This is a genomic window from Bradyrhizobium sp. MI1.11 (assembly GCF_055811255.1).
In genome coordinates this window covers 43,964-63,843 of the sequence record NZ_JBVVPM010000012.1, presented here as the reverse complement: position 1 = coordinate 63,843, position 19,880 = coordinate 43,964, and the positions used below count along the sequence as shown (strand labels likewise).

Genomic DNA, 19,880 nt, shown 5'->3' with positions numbered 1-19,880 from the left:
CATGTACAATGCACAGCCAACTGTCCCATCTACCCGAGTCAGTTCACGCCACGATCCTTGCCGGACCAGAACGGCTTTCGTAGCTCAGCCTTAAGTACCTTGCCGGCTGCCGAAAGAGGTAACGGCTGCGCACTAATCTCAACGCTTCTCGGACATTTGAAGCTCGCTAGTCGACCCTTGCAGAAGGAAAGGACGTCTTCTGACGTGACACACTCGTTAGATTTGAGCACGACGACCGCGTGAACCGCTTCGCCCCATCTGTCATCTGGAATCCCTATGACCGCAACCTCAGCGACTTCAGGCATTAGTGATATGGCGTTCTCGACTTCGGCCGAGTAGACGTTCTCGCCTCCGGTCACGACCATGTCCTTCAATCGATCGACGATGAAGACGAACCCCTCTTCGTCCATGACGGCAGCGTCTCCGGACCGCATCCAACCATCCCGTAGCACTGAGGCTGTGGCTTCGGGCTGGTTCCAATAGCCTTTCATCACGGTCGGCCCTCGTACCGCGATTTCCCCGACGCTCCCCCTTTGAACCTCACGTCCGTCTCGATCGACGATCGCGACGTCTACCGTAGCGACCGCCTGACCACAGGAACGTAACCGCCCCGATGCCAAATGCTCCGGGGTTGTGAACCTGGCGTCCATGAGCGTTGCGATCGGCGACAACTCGGTCATTCCCCAAGCTTGCTGAAAACGGACGTGCGGGAGTTTGTCCAGAACCTGCCTGAGCAGGCCCTCCGACATTGGCGCCGCACCGAAACAGATCCGCTTGAGGCTGCCCATATCGAAGCGAGCGAATTCCTCGTGGTTCAAAATCATGTTAATCATGGTCGGTACTAATGTAACATTGCTGACGCGATGCGCCTGTACCGCCTGCAGGAAATCGAACGGCTCGAACCGGGGAATGAATACGTGGGCACCACCTAGCATGGTGATGCCGTAGGTCGAACAACTATCGGAAAGATGAAACATCGGCGCTGCATGCAGATAGATCGCTTCGCTCTCAAATCCCATGCACAGCGTCACGTTTGCTGCGTTTGCGACCAAATTGCCGTGGGTGAGCATTACTCCCTTCGGTCGTCCGGTAGTGCCGCCGGTATAGTAGATCCCGGCGACGTCATCCCCACCCCGAAGCGCATCCTCGACCGGCTCTGAACACTCGACTGAATCGTCGTACGAGATAATATCCTTCGATTGGTCGCTATCGAATTGGATGATCGTCTGCATTTCTCGTGCGCGTGGAAGTCCTTCCAAAGCTGGCGCAAAGTGGCGGTCAACCAGCAAGGTATTCGCGCCGGAGTCCGCGAGCAGAAACTCAATTTCAGGAGCGGCCAACCGAGGATTGATCGGAACCACCACCCCACCCGCCCAGGGGACGGAGAACAAGGCCTCGAAGTAACGATCGTTGTTGAGGGACAAAATCGCCACCCGGTCGCCGGACCGAAGTCCCCGAGCGCTCAAGAAACCTGCGAAACGGGAAACACGTTTCGCTGTCTCAGACCACGTCCTCCAACGGCTCTTGTCGAAAGTGGAACGAGCGTTCGGCCGTGTTTGAAGCGCCCGACGCAGCATTTGAGTGAGGTACATCATTCACTCTCTTTGATCTCGGATCGCATCTGTTCCGGAGAGTACCACTGACATGCCTGAATGTTCGACCACGAAGCGGCCCGTTAAGATAAGAAAACGCCTCGGCGAGCCTTCAGGCATTTGAGCGCCAGGTTTCCAGATCCGCGCGACGATTGTCCTTCTTGTAAGGTGACGGGGCCACTGTTGCGCGAATGACCTTTTGCCGCTTGCCCGGGCTTCCCCAGATGACTTCCACCTGAGTACCCACGTCCCCTTTGTCAAGGTCGATCACGCAATGGGATAACATCTGGCGAAACGTGTAGCTGAAGCTCCGCGAAGTCGCGACTCCGACCACTTTGCCATCCGACATGACCGCGTGTGCATTCATGCAAAAGCGTTGCTGACGCGGCATGTCCATAAAATCGTACGGCTCTTCCTCACCCCGATATAGCGAATTCTGTACGTCCCGGCAGTCGTCGGCGTTCCAGATCAGCGTCATTATCTTGCGCTGCGGATTCGCCAAGTCGTTTTCCAACGCACGACGTCCGTAGAAATCGTGATCAAACTTAATGTTTTTACTCCAACCCAGTTCGACAGGACTCCGGTACCAAGAGGATATCTCGTCCGCCTGGAAGCTTCCTTGGACTTTCAGGCATCCGTCCAGGGTCCAGCTCCTGAAACTGAGGATTCCCATCCTGTCCTTGTTGGATAAGTCCTTGAAGAACTCTTCCTCTGCAGGCTCGCAGACTGCTGGAAGATAGTCGTGGGTCACAGTTGGAAAACATGCTTCCAGATGATTGATCATCGCAGTACGCGATCCGAGCCGCCTAATGCCGGCATCCTGTCCGGCAGTAAGGATCGCCCTACGCACCTCGCCCGCATGAGCAATTGAGCCCTGGAGTTCAAAACCGACTTCACCCGCCATTCCCTGGCGAAGAAACAGAGTGGCGTGTCCGGCCACTTGGAACGAATGCTGATGCATGAAGCGCACATTACGAAGACGCGGTCCGACCAGCTTTTCCAACACCGAGACGGATGCCGGGCCCTGAACCTGGTACTTGAACTTGCTGACTTGGTAACTCGATTGCGCGTCGTAGCCTCCTTTCCGCAATTGGTATTCCAACCACGCAGTCACGGGGCCCAGCGCCTGAAATTCGAACTCCTCCGGACCGAAGCGCATCAAGATTCCTTCACCGATGATCTTGCCGTCCCCATTGCAGCAGATGATGTGCTTCGCCTGCCCGATGTCGAACTTCGCGAAACTGTTTACAGCGAAGTTCGAGAACAGTTTCAGCGCGTCGGGACCGACGACATGAAGTTCGTCGAGGAACGACCAATCTCCAAGATAGCACCCCTTCTTCCAGGACTCGCTCTCGTCGATCCAGTCCGTGTACTCTAATTTTCCCCAGCCGGCTTGCGCCGGTACGCCCTGACGCAGCCTATCGAACACTTCGATCACGTTCATTCTCCTGTAAGCCACCGATCTCGTGGAGGAGCCATTGGCACGGCCCCAGATGAATTATTTGACCAAGCGGAATTTTCCGCCCTCCACCTTGATGAGGAACGCCGAGCGTTCGTCATAACCGTTGTGATCCGAGGGAGTGATGCTGGACAGCCCATTATTCAGGTAGACGTCTCTGCCCTGTTCCAGCGCATCCCGGAGCGCAGAGCGAAACTCCGGCGTTCCCGGGGCTGCCTTCGTTAAAGCAAGGGGGGTCGCACGCTTTATGAGGGCAAGGACGTCCCAGAGATGGGCCCCGAAGAGATTTGGTTTTTGGCCGTCGTTGACGGCCTGGTACGCGGCAATGTATTCATCCGTTGCGCGCCGAAACGGATCGTCGGCCGGAAGGTCCTGCGCGATCGTGAAGGACTCGCCGGCGAATACCGCCCCTTCGACCTCCGCGCCGCCCAGCTTGATGAATTCTTCAGTCGCGACACCATGCGTCTGATAGATGGGTCCTTTATTTCCGCGCTCTCTAAGCGACTTTTGCGGGAGCACCGCCGGCGTTCCTGCAGAAGCGATAAAGACTGCATCGGGTTTGGTGGCGATGACCTTGAGGACCTGTCCGGTGACACTAGCGTCCGTCCTAGCGTACACTTCATGGGTGGTAAGCGTCAGTCCGAGTTCCGGGGCGATGCGGCTGATTTCCTTATAATAACCTTCCCCGTAGCCATCGTTTACTCCGATGTAACCGAGCGACTTTACTCCGGACTTGGCTATCATCCTTGCGATAACCCGAGCCATCAGATCATCGTTCGGCACGACTTTGAAAACCCATTTTCGCTTCTCGTCCAGCGGCTGAACGATGGCCGCTGACGCGCCAAGGGACAGCAATGGCGTTTTGGTTTCCAAAGCCACATCGATCATTGGCATGGTCGAGGGAGTAAGAGATGATCCTATGAGAACGTCAACACCGTTCTCTTGGATCAATTTTCGCGCATTTTGGGCCGCCTTCGTTGGATCGGATTCGTCGTCGAGTACGAGGTACGTGACTTTTTGTCCGGCAATCTCCTTCGGCAGCGCTGGCACAGTCTTCATTTGCGGTTGCCCGAGCGCCGCGCCAGGGCCGCTTGCCGATAGGACGAGTCCGACCTTGATGTCGGCGGTTGCTGGCGACAGACTCGAAAAAAGCGCCAGCATGGCCGCACTCAATGTGTTGGCTGAAAACCTCATTTCGTTTCTCCCCGGTTACCCTTGTTGTGAACCTCGGCCGAACAAGCGTCCGATCTTTGCTTGCCGAAGTAACGCTCTACGAGCTGTCCGTCGCTGGCAAGATCCGCGGCTGCGCCTCGCGCCGTGATGCGACCTAGCTCGAGGACGAATCCATAGTTCGCGATCTGGAGCGCCGCACGGGCGTTCTGCTCCACAAGAAGGACGCTGACCCCTGTCTTCTTGAGATCGGCAAGCATGCGGAAGATGTCCCGCACGATTAGTGGTGCCAGGCCGAGGCTCGGCTCGTCGAGCATAAGAAGCCTTGGCCTGGCCATGAGAGCCCGCCCCATCGCAAGCATTTGGCGTTCGCCGCCCGACAGGGTACCCGCCGCTTGTGCGCGTCGTTCTTTCAGCCTCGGAAATAGGCGGAACATCTCTTCGAGCGAGCTTCTTCGGTCCGCCCGGGAGCTTCGAAAGCCTCCAAGAGCGAGGTTTGCCTCAACGCTCATGTCTGCGAACAATTCTCGTCTTTCCGGAACCAAGCTGATTCCAGCCGCCACTCGTTCCTCAAGCGTCCACTTTTCGATCCGGGCGCCAGCGAACGTCAGATCTCCAGAGGACGGCAGAAGCCCCATGATTGCGTTGAGCAGCGAGGTCTTCCCTGCACCGTTGGAGCCTACGATCGTCACAAGCGATCCCGGGGTGACATCGAATTCGACCTCTTCGACCACCCTGGTTTTCCCATAGGCCACCGACAGGCCGCTAACGTTCAGAGAGGCGCCTCTCATTCGACGCCTCCGAGATATGCTTCGATAACCTTCTCGTCGTTTCGGATAGCTGACGGATTTCCTTCGGCGAGTTTGCTCCCGAAGTCGAGAACCACAACGCGATCAACCAGGTTAAGAAGAAACTCCATGTCGTGCTCGACAATGAGCACGGTGACTCCATCGGCCTTGAGCTGCCGGAGCAGTGCAGCCAACGCGACCTTCTCTCCGAAGCGTAATCCCGCGGCCGGCTCGTCGAGGAGTAGCAGCACGGGATCAAGCATCAGCGCCCTTGCGACTTCAAGGAGCCGCATCTGGCCGAGCGGAAGATCGCCGGCCGGATGGTGGGCGCGATCGGACAGACCTACCCGCGAAAGCTGTCTTTCGGCTTCTGAAAAGATGGAAGCTTCCTCCGCCCTGTCGAGCCCGAGGATCGCAGCCACAATGCCGGCTTTCCCTCTCGTGTGACCACCGAGCGCAACGTTCTCAATAACGCTGGACTCGGGCTCGATGTGCGAATGCTGAAAGCTCCTCGCGATACCGAGCGAGGCGATCTGGAGCGGCGTAAGGCCCGCGATGGATCGTCCTTGGAAAGAGACGTCTCCGTGCGTCAAAGAAAGCGAACCGCAAATGAGATTGAAGGTTGTGCTCTTGCCGGCACCGTTCGGGCCGATCAATCCAACTATTTCGCCTGATCTAACCTCGAACGACACATTATCGATGGCCGTCAGTCCGCCAAAACGTTTCCGGATGCCGTCCACCTTCAACAGGGTGTTTCCGGCAGGACCGCGGTCTCTTCTGGGAAGATCCTCTCCAGCGCTTACTGGGCGGGTAACGGGACGGGAGGAAGCCGGACCGGCAATCAATGGCCAAAGCCCCTTGGGCGCGAGTTGCAGAACCATAACAAGTAGCGCGCCGAAAGCGATCGTTTGGTAGTTTCCGGCACTCCCGAATACCAGCGGTAGCAAGTTCTGTAGCTGATCGCGGAGAATGGTGACTGCTGCCGCTCCGAGAAGCGCACCAGCCAACCGACCGGCTCCTCCCACCACAGCCATAAGCAGATATTCGACTCCGGCATTGATGCCGAACATGGAAGGCGCAATGGACCTCTGAAAATGCGCGTAGAGCCAACCGGCAAGCCCAGCGAGAACTGCCGAGGTTACGAACACCGCGAGCTTTGTCGCCGGGATATTGACTCCGAAGGCTTGGGCGGCCGCTTGATTGCGACGAAGCGCCCGGATTGCACGCCCGACCCTGCCTCGAAGTAGATTGGTGACCGCCACAATTGCCAAAACCAGGAAAACCAGCACGACGGGCAAGTAGGCTGCGGGATCGACAAGCCGGTAGCCACCTATACTGACAGGGGCTATCCCCGACAGGCCATCGTGCCCCCCGAGCGTTTTCGACCCACTGAAGACATAAAAGATCGAAACTCCCCAAGCCAGCGTACCAAGCGCCAGAAAATGTCCGTGTAACCGGACTGTCAGAAGACCGATAATGAGGGCCGCTCCCGCCGTGGCGACGATCGAAGCGGGCAGCCCCAACCAGGGGCTGAAGCCTGCTTCGATCGAGAGCTGAGCGGCGGTATACGCGCCGAACCCCACAAACGCAGCCTGACCAAAGGAAGTCATGCCACCAACGCCGGTGAGCAGTACCAGGCCCAGAGCGACCAGCGCCGAAATTCCAATATAGTCGAGAAGCGTCGTCCAATAGGCCGGCAGGATACCGCCGACGATCATCAGAGCTAATGCAAGTGCGGATGAAATGATCGGAATCTTTCCAGTCATCCCTCCGCCTCCGCTTGCGATTCCGGATGCCGGATCGACAGCCACAGCAAGGCCGGCAAGAGAAGCGCGAAGACCAATGCCTCCTTGAAATTGCTTGCCGAGAACGAGAAGAACGCCTCAGCGATTCCGACGATGAATGCCGCAAGAGCAGTCAATGGAAAACTCACCAATCCGGCAAGAATAGCGGCGACGAAGGCCTTAAGTCCGATGAGAAAGCCACTGTCGTAGTAGAAGACAAACAGCGGTGCCGCCAGAATTCCCGATATGGCGCCGAGCGCGGCCGCTACTCCAAACGCGATCTCACTTGCCCGGACGGTAGGAATGCCGCTCAACCGAGCGCCGAGCCGATTCGAGGAGCAGGCCTTCAGGGCCGCACCAAGCAAGCAGGCGCGAAAGAAGATACCGAACGCGGCGAAGCAGATCGTGGTCACAGCCAGCACAACGACGCTCTGACCAGTCACTATCAGTTCGCCGACTGCGAAGGTGCCCGAGATCAACGGTTTGGTACCGACTCCCTCGGGTCCGAAGAACACTAGTCCCAGCCCCAGCAACGCGAAATGGACGCCGAAGGCGGCGATCATGAGCGTGAGAATCGTCGCGTCGGCGAGCGGGCGAAAGGTAATCCGATAAATCATCGGCCCCATCGGCACGACCAGAGTGAGCGTCAAGATGGCGCTGCCATATGGCCCGATTCCCGAGGGCGCAAGGGTGATTGCGAGCCAAAGCAAAAACATCGGTACAGCTACATCAGCGAACAGAATGCGTGCAGCTCGCCTCCATGTCAGCGAGGTGATTTCGTAAACGATCGTTGCCACTGCCGAGAGAATTCCAAGCGCCACCAGCAGGGCCGCTGTCGGGGGCGTCCGACCGCTTTCGAGCCAGGCCATGGTCATCGCAGCGAAGGCAACGAATTCCCCTTGAGGCACGAAAATTACACGAGAGACAGCGAACACAAGGACGAGCGCCAGGGCAGCCAACGCATAAATTGCGCCGCTTATGATCCCGTCTTGGACCAGGAACGCGCCTATAGTGAAATCCACCAGTTTCGCCCCCCTTAAAATGCGTCGGGATCAGTCACGACCCAGATCCCACGCTCGATCTATCATATAACTATCTGTTTCTACGTCTCTATTTTTATTCTATCGATCGATCATTAGAAAATATCAGGATATTGCCACCTGTCAAATCTTTTGGACGCGGCAATAATCGCGGGGCAAACCCGACGATTTGCGGCTGCGCCCTCCTGATCGGCAGCGTCGCAATCAAGATAATCCCTGCGTTCGAGACGGGGGCCTGCTGCCAACCGCATAGCGTCGCGCAACAATCCCTGCCAAGCGCAAATCGCCGAAAGAAATCCCTTCGTACGGAATCGCACACCGGATCGATTTGGCGCCGACTGTTGACTGCTTCGCGAAGCAACCAGCGCCCGAACGCACCCAACGTAAAAGGGAGCGAGCGGATATACTGTCGAAGTCTGACCACGGCGCTCTCCGAAGATTTCAATTTGATCTTCAAATTACTCCTCTACTCCGAGGATGCCTTATTCCAAGGTCTGCGGTTCATGAATGACGTTGCACGAGCGACCAGGCGACAGGAGTAACGCGCCAAAGGCACAATGTCTGTCCCTCTCGATAGGGACAGACGCGCTGATGATGCGTGCACAGACGGGCCGCACCTGCTATGCAGACTCGAAGAAGACGTAAAGCGTCATTTTCGAACTGCAGGTGAAGATAGAAATCGCCGAGTATCTGTACTCCATCTGGCGATAAGTAGAAGACGATAGATACGGAATGCCTTTCGAACACCTCCCTGCCGAGTCTGGTGCGACCCGGCGAAGGGCTCACATGTACCAGCGAGTCCTGGATGCCGCTGCGACGGCCTTCACCGAAAAGGGATATGAGGGATCGAGTATCCGCGACATAGCCGACATTTTGGGGGTCCGCAGCGCAAGTCTGTGTTAGTACCTGCCTTCGAAGGAAGCCGCGCTGGCGGCCGTTTGCGAAGCTGGAGTTACCAACTTCATAACGAACCTCGGCCGAGCGGTAGCCGAAAATGGGAGCGCCGCGGAGAAAGTTCATGCGGCGGTCCATGTACAACTGTCACCGCTCCGTGAGCGACCTTACGCTGACTACATCAGGGTATTTCTACGTCATCGCCATGTGCTTAGCGATGCCGAACGCCGCCGCGCCGTGAGCTTGTCGCGTCAGTACCAGAAACTTGTGCAGAACATCTTTTCCGCAGGGATCGCAAGCGGCGAGTTTCGTGCGTCCCTCGACGCGGAGTATGCCGCCTTCGCACTGCTGGGCTTTGCAAACTCTGTAATCGCGGCACACGTCCCGCCGCGCTCTTCAGAAATCGATTGCATCATCGAAGAGTATACGAAGATCTTTCTGATTGGCGTTAGCATCGCCTCCCCGGACTGCGAACTCCGGCTAGCGTACGCGCACTTTCGCGGTTGACTGAGGTCATACTCGCCGAGCCCCCGTTTGTCCAAATTGCTGGCACGAAGACGACTGAGGCAGACGAGTCCTGGCGTGATCCGTTTGCGTTTGATCGGCAAAGTTGCCGTGAGAGAACTCCGTTCAGATCGCAAGACCCTCGCAATAGCTCTATCACTGATTTAAGGAATCCAAGCCTACGTTTACTAAGGCTGCCCGGGCACCATCGGATCTAAGATGTTGGATCAACGTAGCTGCTGCTTCTGGATTTGCGGCTTGCACAGGTATGCCAGCCGAAATGACCGTGACGAGCTGCACGTCGGGTGGAAGGGGGCCTACAACGGTGATACCGGTCATCGAAAGCAGTTCGCTCACCTGCTGAAAGCCGATCTCTGCATCGCCTCTTGCGACGACGGCGCCAACCCTCTCTGCTTCGACGCGAAGACATTTCGTCTGAATTGCTTGAGCTATACCAAGTTTGGGAAACAGTACTGTCGACAAGTAAACGCCACTTTGACTCGACGAATAGGCGATTGAACTTGCATCCAATAGCGTTTGTCTTAGCGCACTTACCGTGCTGATGTCTGGACGACGTGCGCCCTGGGGCACAGCCATTCCGATTGAAGAGCTCGCGAGCTGTCGCCTGGAGCCTAGCCGTATGATTGCGTCTTCCTCGAGCTTGCTCGCCACATCATCGAATAGGATTGCGACGTCGCAAGGTTCGCCGCCTCTTAGCCGCATTGGAATGGAATTTTTCTTAGTACCTACCGACGATCCTGGCAACACGCATAACTCAGCGTCAATCGACCGTTCCAGGAGCGGAGACAATCGTGTGAAAGCATCAATAAAAGCTCCGGAACACAATACGTTAAGCTTGCCGCGCATCAAAGGGCCTCTGAATTAGCGAGCTACATCTGATTAGCCAAAAACACTTCGAGTGTCACAGGATCGGCCTTCAACATTGGATCCTGAGGTTCCGTCCCATCGAACCGGGTCGCTTCAAAGAACCAGCGCCTTGTGGCCGGTAGTCCCCATAGCTGAGATCGCCGAGTGTCACTCAACTCCCAACGAAGTGGGCGCTCATCGGGGTCGATCGACTGATAATGAGTATTAAACAACTCGATACGATGGCCGTCAGGATCGCGGAAATATACGAATAGAGCGTTTCCGATGCCATGACGGCCGGGCCCCCGCTCCATTGAGGGCCCGTATCCCTTGGAGGCTGCGACGTCGCATGCATGAACGAGATCGCGCACTTCTGGGACCGTATAAGCCAAGTGATGAAGTCGGGGCCCTCGACCATTGCTAAAAACGATGTCATGGGGGTTGCCCTTTCGCTGCAGCCAAACACCCCACAGTTCGTCGGTTCCGTCTCGAGCCGTGTACTCAGTGAGACGGAAGCCTAAGGCCGCGTAGAAATCGCAAGCCGCCTGAACGTTCGAGGCAGCTACTTGCACGTGATCGAGCCGCTGTGGACTACCTCCGTGAAACTGATCGAATGCCTGCATGAGACGGGGCTTATTCTCCATCGTGGCGCAAAGTTCGATCGAGCAGCCGGCAGCGTCTATCAGCCGCAGCGTGCGCCCCTGATAGACGCTTTCGTGCCATGCAGCGGGGACCTTGTGCCCATCACACCACTCTTTCGCCAGATCGAGTTCTGAATCCGTAAGTACGCGGAAGCCGATCGCCTGACAGACTGGCGGCGCTTCGCTCCGGCGAAGGACAAGGCTGTGGTGACAGCCTTCTTCGAGGCCGCGGAGGTATAGATTTGAGTCGTCGCGATCGCTGACCACAAGCCCGAGAACGTCTGCGTAGAACCTGCTGCTGACGTCAATATCCCGAACGGTCAGGACTACGTGACTAATGCGGGTGACGTTGAATGGAGGATTGAGCACAAGGGACGGAATGGCCATTACAAAGCTCCTGCTTGATTGCAGAAAACGCGCCCACACTCGCGGAGCACATCCGGCAGCGGTAAATCACTATGTCTTCATTGAATTGCCGATAGACGCGGCAGCCTCGAATGTCATATCGGCGCGATTGTCCTGTTCCGAAAGCCACGCCTGGTACGCCGCTCGAGTTCCTTCGTTTATCGGATATAGACCATGGAGGCCCTCTCCTGCGGCAACTCGTAGCTTGATGTACGCTTCGAGCTGCTCCTGCTCGACTCCGTCCCGCGCCACTTCGTCTACGATGGCGCGAGGGATAACGGCGATTCCATCAGCATCACCAACAATTACGTCGCTGGGGTAAATCGCAACGCCGCCGCAACCAATCGGAAGATTGTAATCTGCAGCATGGTGCAGAATCCGGTTGGTTGGGGCGCTCGCTCCAGCGCAGAAGACTGGGATGCTCATCTGCGAAACTGGTTCGCTATCTCGGATACCGCCGTCAGATACAACACCGGCAACTTCCCGCACTTGCAATCGCGTGAGGTAAACGTCTCCTGCCGAGGCCGCCCGCGGATCGCCTCGACAATCCATGACAAGCACATGACCTGCGGGCACAGCTTCAATCGCTTCGCGCTGCAACGCGTTCGGATCCGGCCTAACGCCGAACGAGTCGAGATCCTCTCTTGCTGGAATGTAGCGGAGCGTAAACGCCGGCCCGACCATATTCTCTGTTAATTTGCCGAGAGGCCGCACGCCTTGAATAAAGGCATTACGGTATCCCCTCTTGAACAGCTGGGTTGTCAATGTCGCTGTACTTGTGGCCTTCAAGTTTGCGAGCGTTTGTTGGCTAAGTGGCTCCATGCTTCGATCACCCTACTTCAAGGGACACTTAGCCGCCGTACTCGGGCCGCTTCGGCGTGAAGACGTCCAACTCGAGGGCGACCTTGTCCCCGAGGACCTCGATATAGTGGATCACGTTCGGCGGAATAACGATCAAACGACCCGGCTCGAGACGATGTACTTCATCACCAACATGGAAATTTGCACTACCCTCAAACATGTAGACGATCTGCTCATAGACATGGCTATGCGGCCTGAGTTCGTGTCCAGGCGTTATGCGGTGTAGAGCCAATGTCGCCCCATTACCCGAAAACGTCTTTCGTTCCATACCGCCGCGGACGGGTTCCCATTCCATGGCCTCCCAATTTACGCTGTGAATTGACATTCTCTTGTGCTCCTGTCGGCGCTGGCCTTGTTCGCCCCCCGGGGCGCAGGCAATCCTGATTTGGAAATATCTCACGGCGCTTCTGGTCTGGCCAAATGATCCCGACACGATTTCGTATTACGGAATCCGAGCACAGACCTCATCGCCGACGAGTGTTCTTCGAATGGACTGACGCGCGGCAATTGAAGGAGCCACAGGCCGCCGCACATCAATGCTAAGAGCCTAGTCGCGATTCCTCGCCGTCTCTTTCGATATGTCGACGGACACAAGTCCGGGTGCGGAGCGTAGCTGCCTACCTTCAAGACTCCGCCCATTAAGCCGGCGGCGCACAGGGCCGCGCGACCGCCTTGCGCCACGGTCTTGCGCCGAATGTCGCAAAGAGCCCCGAGCTTCCCCTGTCTTGCAACGTTGTACGTATGTAATATAACCGAAAGGATGCTGGACTTTGGTCCTAGTCACCGCAGCAGGGTTTGGAAATGGTCTATTGAGCGCTTGGCGCTTACCTCCCGGACCGGATCGCAGGCCGAGAGCGATTGCCAAGGCGTTGCGCGTGCGCGAGCCACAACATGAATGATCCAACGATCCAACCTATTGCGCGCGCTTTGACTATCTTATGCGCTGTCAATCAGCGGCACTACGCGACGTTACAGGAGCTAACCTGCGATACAGGCTTGCCGAAGCCTACTATTCACCGCATCTTGGCAACCCTCCGGCATCAAGGGTATGTCGATCGCGATCCGGATCGAGGCATTTATCGGCTTACTTCTAAGGTTCAACTTCTGAGCGCTGGATTTGACGAGCGCAGCCTAGTGACGGAAGTCGGGACCGGACTGCTTCGCTCCGTGACCCGAGAAATCCGATGGCCGCTCGCTCTCGGTACACTTGATCGAACGGAAGTCGTTGTCCGCTATAGCACCATGCCGTACAGTCCTTGCGCGGTAAGAGCAACGACCGTCAACAATCGACACCCACTAATCGGAAGTGCAATGGGGTCGGCGTATCTCGCATTTTGCGGGAGTGACGAACGCGCAATTTTGCTCGACCTCGTATCGCAGATGGACGGCGAACTGGGGGAGCGAGCTCGCGATTCTCGTTTCGTTCGCGACCTAATCGCGACTGTGCGTCGTCGCGGCTTCGGGCTTCGTGAAGGTAGACAACATGACGACAGCGCGACTATTGCCGTCCCTATTCTTCACGAGGGACACGTGCCGGGAGTTGTCAGCTTGACCATGTTTAAAGGGTCGCTAACCGATGCCGCGCTGGTCCAATATCCCCCGATCTAACAAAAGGTCGCTCAACGAATTTCGGAACGACTAACGGTGGCTTCTCACGACAATTCAATTGAGCAAACTGCTACCGAGACAACTGACCCGTGAAGATGGTCCAGCCGCCCCGCCAGGGGATTAACACTGACGACTCCATGGGGGCTCATTGCATCCCTCTGCCATTGATCGACACCGATCGGGACGACAAGAGCGGCAGGATGGCCTTTCAGGATCGCACGAACTTGCGCGCGAGACCGTCCCAGCAATCAGGATAGGCACCATCGAGTAGTTCGAGCCGCGATGCATGGGCGGCTGCGCTGAGCGGATAACGCTTCTCGAACATGCATGCCATGGTGCCCGATAGCCGTTCGGGGACAGATCCCCGTGCGCTGCCTGATCGAAGGCGTCGGCATCCGGACCGTGCGCCGTCAGCGCGTTGTGCAGGCTCATGGCGCCGGGCAAGCAGCCGTCGGGCTTGGCGTCATAGACGCCATATATCAGACCCACGAATTCACTCATGACGTTCATTTGGTACCACGGCGGACGGAGGAACCTTCCATCACGCCCCATCGCTCGGGAAAGATTACGAAGTCCACGTTCGCGGTCGCCGCGGTCTCGGAGGCCGAGGTCAGCACCGTATAGATCGATGGTCTCGGGATGGTCGAACAGCACCGAACCGACCGGCGAGAAGCGGCCCAGATCATACTTCACTGGCGCGTAATTACCGAGCCAAGCAACAACATCGAGCCGTGATTGCGGAAGATCCGTCACAAAGAGCCGGCCGAGAGCTTAACGTAGAGCTGGCATTGGCTCTCCTTGTCTTCGTAGTGCGCCACCAGCGCAAGAAAATCGCGGGGCGTTCGCGAGACAATTCGCACCGATCGGCCAACGTTCCGGCAGCGTGAGGTAACTGCCGTAGTTTTCGCACACGTAGGCACGCGCGGTGCCGTTAGGCAGGTCGACCTTGAACTTCATGCCCCTCGGTATGATCGCGATCTCACCGGGCCCCGCGTCAATCACGCCGCACTCGGTAAAGACACGGATTACGTTCTGTTGCGGTACCAGCAGCAGTTCGCCGTCCACATTAAGGGAGTAGCGAGCGGTCATCGAACGATTGGCGACATAGAGATGTGCCGCCATGCCAAGTTGCAGATGCGCGTCGCCACCGGTCGCAATCGTCCGCAGGCCAGAAAGGAAATCAGAGTTCGGGCGTCGAAGCCCGTCCGAGGTAAATGGCGTCGCCCAAGAAAGTCCATAGGTGGGTCCCGAGCAGGATACGGTCGATCGGGGTCGGCTTGGTCTTGCTTGAGCCGCTCATGGAATCCAATGCACCTTTGCCGGTCAAAACCATCTGCAGGAAGACAGGGTTTGCCCCCCCGAAGGCCCACCGATATCTGGTGAGCTTGGCGAATGCGGGCTCTGTGTCGGGCGGTGGACAACGAACTCAGGGCACCTGTCCGTTCAGTTCGCCCGAGGAGCTGTTCCGCTCGCCGTTTGAGCTCAACTGGTGCTCAAAGAATGTCGTGGCGCGGCTCGACTTCATTGGAGCCGAGGCGTTACGGAAGGAGCTGGCATCCGGTGGACCTTCGCGACGTCAGCGAAGACGTATGCAAGATCCTTTCGTCGCTATTCTCTGACGGAACAATTATGCCGCAAATGGACCTGCCAAGGCGCTATTCGGCAGAGTATTTTGCGGTGGTGCACTCGGCCGCGAAGCGTCGGGTCTTTTGGGGACGCAACGTGAGCGAAGCCGTCGAAATTAAAGTCCAGCTCGTCGACCTCCCATTCAAGCCGGACGCGAGGAGGGCGGACGTGTCAACGCTTCCCATACCGTGAGAGCATACAGATCAGATTCCTCGTCGGTCGCGCACGTCGCCGCATCGTTCCTCAGGCGCCTTTAAAACGTCAGCAGGACGTGATCAGGACGGTGCGATCCGTAAAAGCCGCGGCCTGACGCGTTACCCACACAAATTGTGAGCGCTCGGTGTGCTCGCGTGGCCTGCTAACGACTACGAGCGCAGCCCCACTCCGACGTAGCGCTCTATCAGGCTGTCTTTCGTTCGCAGTTCGCTGGTTGAGCCAGCCCAGGCGATCCTGCCACGCTCGAGCAGCACGACCGTATCCACGAAGTCGAGCACCCGCTCGATCTGCTGCTCCACGACGATGACGATCGGAGACGCGTCCGTCGTGAGACGGTTGAACGCCTCCATCAATTCGTCGCAAATAACCGGGGCCAAGCCTTCGAGCGGCTCGTCGAGCAAAAGCACGTCCGGACGTCCGAGCAGAGTTCGCGCAGTCGAGAGCATTTGCTGCTCCCCGCCCGACAATCGGCCGGCCGGATTGTGGCGCCGCTCCTTCAGGCGAGGAAACACCGCATATGCCTCCTCGACAGCGGCGCGTGGGCGCTGCTTCAACCCTGCTCTCAAATTCTCCTCGACCGTCAACGACGGAAACACGTCGCGCGTCTGGGGAACATATCCCATACCCGCCCAGGCCCGATCGGCCGGATCGAGATCCATCAAGGGAAGGTCGCCAAGACTGATGGTGCCGGCATGCCGCCGCGTCAAACCCATCAGGGTCGCGAGCAGCGTCGTCTTCCCGACGCCATTGCGGCCGAGCACCGCTACTTTCTGACCCGCGGAGAATTCCAGGTTGATGTCCTCGATGATCCGTGTTTCTCCGTATCCGGCAGAGAGGTTCGAGATTTTGAGACCGATGTTCTGCATCGTCATGCCGTGCGCCCACGATGACTATCACTGGTCCTGTAGCCACCGAGATAGGCCGCCCGAACCCGGGAGTCCTTCACAAGCTCGTCCGGCGTGCCCTCAAAGATCAATTCCCCTGCAGCGAGCACCAGGACACGCGACGCGAAACGAAACACCAGGTCCATATCATGTTCGACCATCAGGATGGCAATCCCTGCCGGCAGGCGCTCGAGTGCGTTCAGAATAAGCCCGGTCTCCGACTGGGGAACTCCAGCCGCTGGTTCGTCCAACAGCAGAACGCCGGGATTAAGCGCGAGAGCCAGGGCAAGCTCGGTCAACCGTTGTTGCCCATAGGCGATATGGTGGACCAAATCATCGGCGACGGCGGACAGTCCGAGTTGGTCGAGGATTGAAGCAGTCTCATGCTCAACGGCCTGATACTGACCGGCTGGACGCCAGCAGCGCGCGGTCAGCCTCTGCCGTTGAAGAATCGCCAGCCTCAGATTCTGGCGAACCGTCATATTCTGAAACAGCCGGCTGATCTGGAACGATCTGACCAATCCCGCTCGTACACGTACCGTCGCCGATGCGCGCGTGACGTCCTGCCCGTCCAGCCGGACCTCTCCGCCGTCGGCAGCGAGCAGCCCGGTCACAAGATTGATAAGGGTGGATTTCCCCGCACCGTTCGGGCCGATCAGGGCGACCCGCTCGCCTGACTGGAGGCCGAAGGAGACGTCGCGCGTCACGGCAAGACCGCCAAACGCCTTGCGCAAGCCATTTATCCGGAGCCGCTCAGACATCACGACGAGCTCCCCGGCGCGCGGGTTTAATCCTTTGCACGACCTGCGTCCCGATGCTCTGAATGCCGCCCGGCAGCGTCAGAATGACCACCACCAGCAAAACACCCATAGACGTCAACCAGTGGAACGGATTCAAGGCTGACAACACGTGCTCGGCGACCTGGAACAACACGGTGCCCAACACACCGCCCATCAGCGTGCCAGTCCCGCCCAGGATCAGCATGACCACCGCCTCCGCCGATCTTTCGAAACTGACGCTGTCGAGTGCCACGATGCCCGCCGTGAGCGCGGCCAGGGCGCCGGCCAATCCAGCAACCGCGCCAGAGATGGCGTACATCGCGATCAGGGTCGGCCGAACGCTCGCGCCCATCGCCTCGACGCGGAGGGCATCGCTTTCGATCGCCCGACACAGCATGCCGAACGGAGACTGGACCAGGCGTCTTAACAGGGCGAAGACGGCGAGCAGCATCGCGACCGCGAGCCAATAGGCCGTCCGCCCGTAGATATCGAACTCGGCGCCGAAAATCGGGCCCGGAGAAATCCCCGACAATCCGTCGCTCCCCCCGGTCAGCCATGATGCCTTGTTGGCGGCGGCAGCCGTAAGCTGGACGAGGGCGATCGAGACCACGATCTGGGTGAGAATGCGATGTCGCGCGATGATGACGCCGGACACCGCGCCGGCCACCGCCCCGGCGAGCATACCGCAGGCCAACAGGACGAACGGCTGGGCAATGCCGCCAGAGACGGCAAGAATTCCCACCGCATATCCGCCGACACCATACAGCGCCGCGTGTCCAAGCGTGGCGATGCCGCAGAAGCCGAGCACGAGGTCGAGCGACATTACGAAAATCGCCAGGCAGATGATGCGGGCCAGAAATGCCAGATCATTCGGAAACAGCCAGAATGCGGCAATCGCGGCAACGGCAAGTACGGCAAGCTGCGTCATCGTCGTGCGATCGCGGTGGACTTGAAATCTGCCCTGCTTCGCGGAGGCGCGCGCGATAACCTGAAGCGTCATTGCGGCCGTCCAAGCAGGCCATTGGGAAACAGCGACACGGTGGCGATGACGGTGAGATAGAAGATGAATTCGCCATACTCGGGCGCCAGGTATTTTGCGGTCGTATCCGCCAAGCCCAGCAGCAGCGAGGCGGCAACGGAACCGGCGATCGAGCCGGCGCCACCGACCGACACCACGACCAGAAACACCGCCATGTAGCGAAGCGCGTAAAATGGTTCGATCGGCATCAGCTCGGCGCCGACAATGCCGCCGAGTGCGGCGAGAGCGGCAGACAGGCTGAACGCAATCGCGTAGAGGCGGGTGGTCCGTATTCCGAGGGCGGACGCAATGGTGCGATTGTCGACCGCCGCGCGCAGCCTGATGCCGAATTCGGTCCGCTCGATCAGAAACCACAAGCCGACTGCCACCGTGGCGCCGCACGCGATGACGAAGATCCTTTGCGCGGGCAGCGTACGGAATCCAATGTCGGCAGCCCCCGAAAGCAGCGGAGGCAACGGGATCGATTTCACCGTCGGGCCGAAAGCAAAATTGGTCAGCCCGATGATGCAGAAGGTGAGGCCGATGGTCGTCAAGACCTGCGGCAGCGGCGGCAGCGCGTAGATCCGGCGGTACAGCAGGCGCTCGAGCGGCCACGTGAGCAGGACCACGCCGAGAATCGCCGCGACAACGGCCACGCCATAGGGCAGACCGGCGGACCGAACGGCAAGCGACGCCAGTACGCCGCCGATCATGGCGAAGCCGCCATGGGCGAGGTTCACGACCTTGGCAAGGCCGAGCATGATCGACAGGCCAATCGAGATGATGAACAGAACCATCCCGTAGGCGAGAGCATCGATCAGAATGCTGCTTAGCGTATTCATCTGCCGCAACCGTCGCGTATCGGCTAATCCGTGAAGACCACGATCTTGCGGCCGTTCTGAATGACCCGGTTTTCCACCACATAGCGAACGGCGCGTGCCAGCACCTGGCGCTCAATGTCGCGCCCCTTGCGGATCAGGTCGTCGGGCGTGTCCCGATGCGAGATGCGCTCGACGTCCTGCTCGATGATCGGGCCTTCGTCGAGATCAGAGGTGACAAAGTGTGACGTCGCGCCGATCAGTTTGACGCCCCGTTCGTGCGCCTGATGGTAGGGTTTTGCTCCCTTAAAACCGGGCAGAAAGGAATGATGGATATTGATGCAGCGGCCGGCGAGCTTTGCCGTCAGCCCGTCCGAGAGGACCTGCATGTATCTCGCCAGCACCACGAGCTCGGCGTCGGAATTTTGAATTACTCGCCAGACCTCCGCCTCCTGCTCAAGCTTGGTTTCCTTCGTCACCGGCAGATAGTGAAACGGCACCCCCTCAAGGTCATGGTGGGCGTAGGTTTCGCGGGGATGATTGGAGATGATGCCTACGATATCGACCGGCAACTCACCGATCCGCCAGCGGTATAGCAAGTCGGCCAGGCAATGATCGGAGCGCGATACCATGATCAGGACTTTGCGCCGCTGCGCGCGATCGTGAAGCGACCAGGACATCCCGAATTGCTGCGCAGTCTCCGCGAACTGCTCCCGCAATCCGGTCGCGTCCGGTTGCGACTTGGCTTCGACCGGATTGAACACGATGCGCATGAAGAAGCGCCCGGTTTCCACATCGTCAAATTGATTGGCGTCGAGGATATTGTAGCCGGAGCGAAACAAGAATGCCGACACCGCGGCGACGATGCCGGGCTTGTTCTGGCAGGACAGCGTCAAGATGTAGCAAGGCGAAGACATCGTGGATTC

20 protein-coding genes and 2 pseudogenes are annotated in these 19,880 nt (G+C 58.2%); 4 read left to right on the top strand and 18 right to left on the bottom strand.

What is annotated here, in order from left to right:
• Nucleotides 1-38 precede the first annotated feature (38 nt).
• The 6 genes from AC0L30_RS14740 to AC0L30_RS14715 form a co-directional block, all read right to left on the bottom strand.
• Complete coding sequence (locus tag AC0L30_RS14740; RefSeq protein ID WP_473404574.1) at nucleotides 39-1,595, bottom strand: acyl-CoA synthetase; 1,557 nt, start codon at nucleotides 1,593-1,595, stop codon at nucleotides 39-41.
• A 109-nt stretch (nucleotides 1,596-1,704) separates the two neighbouring features.
• The gene (locus AC0L30_RS14735; protein WP_473404573.1) at nucleotides 1,705-3,030 is read right to left on the bottom strand and encodes an aminomethyltransferase family protein; all 1,326 of its coding nucleotides are present in this window, start codon (nucleotides 3,028-3,030) and stop codon (nucleotides 1,705-1,707) included.
• A 60-nt stretch (nucleotides 3,031-3,090) separates the two neighbouring features.
• A complete protein-coding gene (locus AC0L30_RS14730) occupies nucleotides 3,091-4,212 on the bottom strand; it encodes an ABC transporter substrate-binding protein (protein WP_473404637.1) in 1,122 nt (373 codons plus the stop codon).
• Between the two features lie 29 nt (nucleotides 4,213-4,241).
• Nucleotides 4,242-5,012 (bottom strand): ABC transporter ATP-binding protein, encoded by a 771-nt coding sequence (locus AC0L30_RS14725; protein WP_473404572.1) that lies wholly within the window; start codon nucleotides 5,010-5,012, stop codon nucleotides 4,242-4,244.
• Nucleotides 5,009-6,775 (bottom strand): branched-chain amino acid ABC transporter ATP-binding protein/permease, encoded by a 1,767-nt coding sequence (locus AC0L30_RS14720; RefSeq protein ID WP_473404571.1) that lies wholly within the window; start codon nucleotides 6,773-6,775, stop codon nucleotides 5,009-5,011. Before AC0L30_RS14720 ends, AC0L30_RS14725 begins: the two co-directional genes overlap by 4 nt.
• Nucleotides 6,772-7,815 (bottom strand): branched-chain amino acid ABC transporter permease, encoded by a 1,044-nt coding sequence (locus AC0L30_RS14715; protein WP_473404570.1) that lies wholly within the window; start codon nucleotides 7,813-7,815, stop codon nucleotides 6,772-6,774. The genes AC0L30_RS14720 and AC0L30_RS14715 overlap by 4 nt, the downstream gene beginning before the upstream one ends.
• 750 nt (nucleotides 7,816-8,565) lie before the next feature.
• On the opposite strand from AC0L30_RS14715, the gene AC0L30_RS14710 reads away from it, so the two are divergent.
• Nucleotides 8,566-8,736 carry a TetR family transcriptional regulator gene (locus tag AC0L30_RS14710; RefSeq protein WP_473404569.1) on the top strand — a complete coding sequence of 57 codons (171 nt, stop codon included), beginning with the start codon at nucleotides 8,566-8,568 and terminating at the stop codon, nucleotides 8,734-8,736.
• A 3-nt stretch (nucleotides 8,737-8,739) separates the two neighbouring features.
• Nucleotides 8,740-9,234, top strand: coding sequence for a TetR-type transcription factor C-terminal domain-containing protein (locus tag AC0L30_RS14705; protein WP_473404636.1), 495 nt, complete (start codon nucleotides 8,740-8,742; stop codon nucleotides 9,232-9,234).
• Between the two features lie 153 nt (nucleotides 9,235-9,387).
• On the opposite strand, the gene AC0L30_RS14700 is transcribed toward AC0L30_RS14705, so the two are convergent.
• From AC0L30_RS14700 to AC0L30_RS14685, 4 genes are all read right to left on the bottom strand, one after another.
• A complete protein-coding gene (locus tag AC0L30_RS14700) occupies nucleotides 9,388-10,098 on the bottom strand; it encodes a substrate-binding domain-containing protein (RefSeq protein ID WP_473404568.1) in 711 nt (236 codons plus the stop codon).
• A gap of 23 nt (nucleotides 10,099-10,121) precedes the next feature.
• The gene (hpaD, locus tag AC0L30_RS14695; RefSeq protein ID WP_473404567.1) at nucleotides 10,122-11,126 is read right to left on the bottom strand and encodes a 3,4-dihydroxyphenylacetate 2,3-dioxygenase; all 1,005 of its coding nucleotides are present in this window, start codon (nucleotides 11,124-11,126) and stop codon (nucleotides 10,122-10,124) included.
• Nucleotides 11,127-11,195: 69 nt separating this feature from the next.
• Entirely contained in the window at nucleotides 11,196-11,966 is a 771-nt protein-coding gene (locus tag AC0L30_RS14690) for a ribonuclease activity regulator RraA (RefSeq protein WP_473404566.1), read from the bottom strand.
• A 28-nt stretch (nucleotides 11,967-11,994) separates the two neighbouring features.
• Nucleotides 11,995-12,330: a cupin domain-containing protein gene (locus AC0L30_RS14685; protein WP_473404565.1), complete on the bottom strand. Its 336-nt coding sequence runs from the start codon at nucleotides 12,328-12,330 to the stop codon at nucleotides 11,995-11,997.
• A gap of 566 nt (nucleotides 12,331-12,896) precedes the next feature.
• On the opposite strand from AC0L30_RS14685, the gene AC0L30_RS14680 reads away from it, so the two are divergent.
• A complete protein-coding gene (locus AC0L30_RS14680) occupies nucleotides 12,897-13,613 on the top strand; it encodes a helix-turn-helix domain-containing protein (RefSeq protein WP_473404564.1) in 717 nt (238 codons plus the stop codon).
• A 208-nt stretch (nucleotides 13,614-13,821) separates the two neighbouring features.
• Here AC0L30_RS14680 and AC0L30_RS14675 read toward each other — a convergent pair.
• The 3 genes and pseudogenes from AC0L30_RS14675 to AC0L30_RS14665 form a co-directional block, all read right to left on the bottom strand.
• Nucleotides 13,822-14,165 (bottom strand): annotated as a pseudogene (locus AC0L30_RS14675) (homogentisate 1,2-dioxygenase domain-containing protein).
• Complete coding sequence (locus AC0L30_RS14670; protein ID WP_473404563.1) at nucleotides 14,120-14,299, bottom strand: homogentisate 1,2-dioxygenase domain-containing protein; 180 nt, start codon at nucleotides 14,297-14,299, stop codon at nucleotides 14,120-14,122. Before AC0L30_RS14670 ends, AC0L30_RS14675 begins: the two are co-directional and overlap by 46 nt.
• A 52-nt stretch (nucleotides 14,300-14,351) precedes the next feature.
• Nucleotides 14,352-14,747 (bottom strand): annotated as a pseudogene (locus AC0L30_RS14665) (homogentisate 1,2-dioxygenase); the annotation flags it as partial.
• Nucleotides 14,748-14,827: 80 nt separating this feature from the next.
• On the opposite strand from AC0L30_RS14665, the gene AC0L30_RS14660 reads away from it, so the two are divergent.
• A complete protein-coding gene (locus AC0L30_RS14660) occupies nucleotides 14,828-15,232 on the top strand; it encodes a helix-turn-helix domain-containing protein (protein WP_473404562.1) in 405 nt (134 codons plus the stop codon).
• 372 nt (nucleotides 15,233-15,604) lie between these two features.
• Here AC0L30_RS14660 and AC0L30_RS14655 read toward each other — a convergent pair whose 3' ends face one another.
• Genes AC0L30_RS14655 through purU form a run of 5 tightly spaced genes read right to left on the bottom strand, consistent with a single transcriptional unit; the run spans nucleotide 15,605 to nucleotide 19,871 of the window.
• On the bottom strand, nucleotides 15,605-16,321 hold the full coding sequence (locus AC0L30_RS14655; RefSeq protein WP_473404635.1) for an ABC transporter ATP-binding protein: 717 nt from the start codon (nucleotides 16,319-16,321) through the stop codon (nucleotides 15,605-15,607).
• A 2-nt stretch (nucleotides 16,322-16,323) separates the two neighbouring features.
• Nucleotides 16,324-17,100 carry an ABC transporter ATP-binding protein gene (locus AC0L30_RS14650; RefSeq protein WP_473404561.1) on the bottom strand — a complete coding sequence of 259 codons (777 nt, stop codon included), beginning with the start codon at nucleotides 17,098-17,100 and terminating at the stop codon, nucleotides 16,324-16,326.
• Nucleotides 17,093-18,118 carry a branched-chain amino acid ABC transporter permease gene (locus tag AC0L30_RS14645; protein ID WP_473404560.1) on the bottom strand — a complete coding sequence of 342 codons (1,026 nt, stop codon included), beginning with the start codon at nucleotides 18,116-18,118 and terminating at the stop codon, nucleotides 17,093-17,095. The genes AC0L30_RS14650 and AC0L30_RS14645 overlap by 8 nt, the downstream gene beginning before the upstream one ends.
• Nucleotides 18,115-18,978: a branched-chain amino acid ABC transporter permease gene (locus AC0L30_RS14640; RefSeq protein WP_473404559.1), complete on the bottom strand. Its 864-nt coding sequence runs from the start codon at nucleotides 18,976-18,978 to the stop codon at nucleotides 18,115-18,117. The genes AC0L30_RS14645 and AC0L30_RS14640 overlap by 4 nt, the downstream gene beginning before the upstream one ends.
• A 23-nt stretch (nucleotides 18,979-19,001) precedes the next feature.
• Entirely contained in the window at nucleotides 19,002-19,871 is an 870-nt protein-coding gene (gene purU, locus AC0L30_RS14635) for a formyltetrahydrofolate deformylase (protein ID WP_473404558.1), read from the bottom strand.
• Nucleotides 19,872-19,880 lie beyond the last annotated feature (9 nt).

Bases quoted from the DNA above. Each gene is read 5' to 3' on its own strand.
- AC0L30_RS14640 (WP_473404559.1), bottom strand. From the start codon at position 18,978: ATGAATACGCTAAGCAGCATTCTGATCGATGCTCTCGCCTACGGGATG.
- AC0L30_RS14660 (WP_473404562.1), top strand. From the start codon at position 14,828: ATGGCGTCGCCCAAGAAAGTCCATAGGTGGGTCCCGAGCAGGATACGG.
- purU (WP_473404558.1), bottom strand. From the start codon at position 19,871: ATGTCTTCGCCTTGCTACATCTTGACGCTGTCCTGCCAGAACAAGCCC.
- AC0L30_RS14700 (WP_473404568.1), bottom strand. From the start codon at position 10,098: ATGCGCGGCAAGCTTAACGTATTGTGTTCCGGAGCTTTTATTGATGCT.
- AC0L30_RS14645 (WP_473404560.1), bottom strand. From the start codon at position 18,118: ATGACGCTTCAGGTTATCGCGCGCGCCTCCGCGAAGCAGGGCAGATTT.
- AC0L30_RS14670 (WP_473404563.1), bottom strand. From the start codon at position 14,299: ATGATCTGGGCCGCTTCTCGCCGGTCGGTTCGGTGCTGTTCGACCATC.
- AC0L30_RS14650 (WP_473404561.1), bottom strand. From the start codon at position 17,100: ATGTCTGAGCGGCTCCGGATAAATGGCTTGCGCAAGGCGTTTGGCGGT.
- AC0L30_RS14690 (WP_473404566.1), bottom strand. From the start codon at position 11,966: ATGGAGCCACTTAGCCAACAAACGCTCGCAAACTTGAAGGCCACAAGT.
- AC0L30_RS14725 (WP_473404572.1), bottom strand. From the start codon at position 5,012: ATGAGAGGCGCCTCTCTGAACGTTAGCGGCCTGTCGGTGGCCTATGGG.
- AC0L30_RS14720 (WP_473404571.1), bottom strand. From the start codon at position 6,775: ATGACTGGAAAGATTCCGATCATTTCATCCGCACTTGCATTAGCTCTG.
- AC0L30_RS14740 (WP_473404574.1), bottom strand. From the start codon at position 1,595: ATGATGTACCTCACTCAAATGCTGCGTCGGGCGCTTCAAACACGGCCG.
- AC0L30_RS14655 (WP_473404635.1), bottom strand. From the start codon at position 16,321: ATGCAGAACATCGGTCTCAAAATCTCGAACCTCTCTGCCGGATACGGA.
- AC0L30_RS14685 (WP_473404565.1), bottom strand. From the start codon at position 12,330: ATGTCAATTCACAGCGTAAATTGGGAGGCCATGGAATGGGAACCCGTC.
- AC0L30_RS14710 (WP_473404569.1), top strand. From the start codon at position 8,566: ATGCCTTTCGAACACCTCCCTGCCGAGTCTGGTGCGACCCGGCGAAGG.
- AC0L30_RS14730 (WP_473404637.1), bottom strand. From the start codon at position 4,212: ATGCTGGCGCTTTTTTCGAGTCTGTCGCCAGCAACCGCCGACATCAAG.
- hpaD (WP_473404567.1), bottom strand. From the start codon at position 11,126: ATGGCCATTCCGTCCCTTGTGCTCAATCCTCCATTCAACGTCACCCGC.
- AC0L30_RS14680 (WP_473404564.1), top strand. From the start codon at position 12,897: ATGAATGATCCAACGATCCAACCTATTGCGCGCGCTTTGACTATCTTA.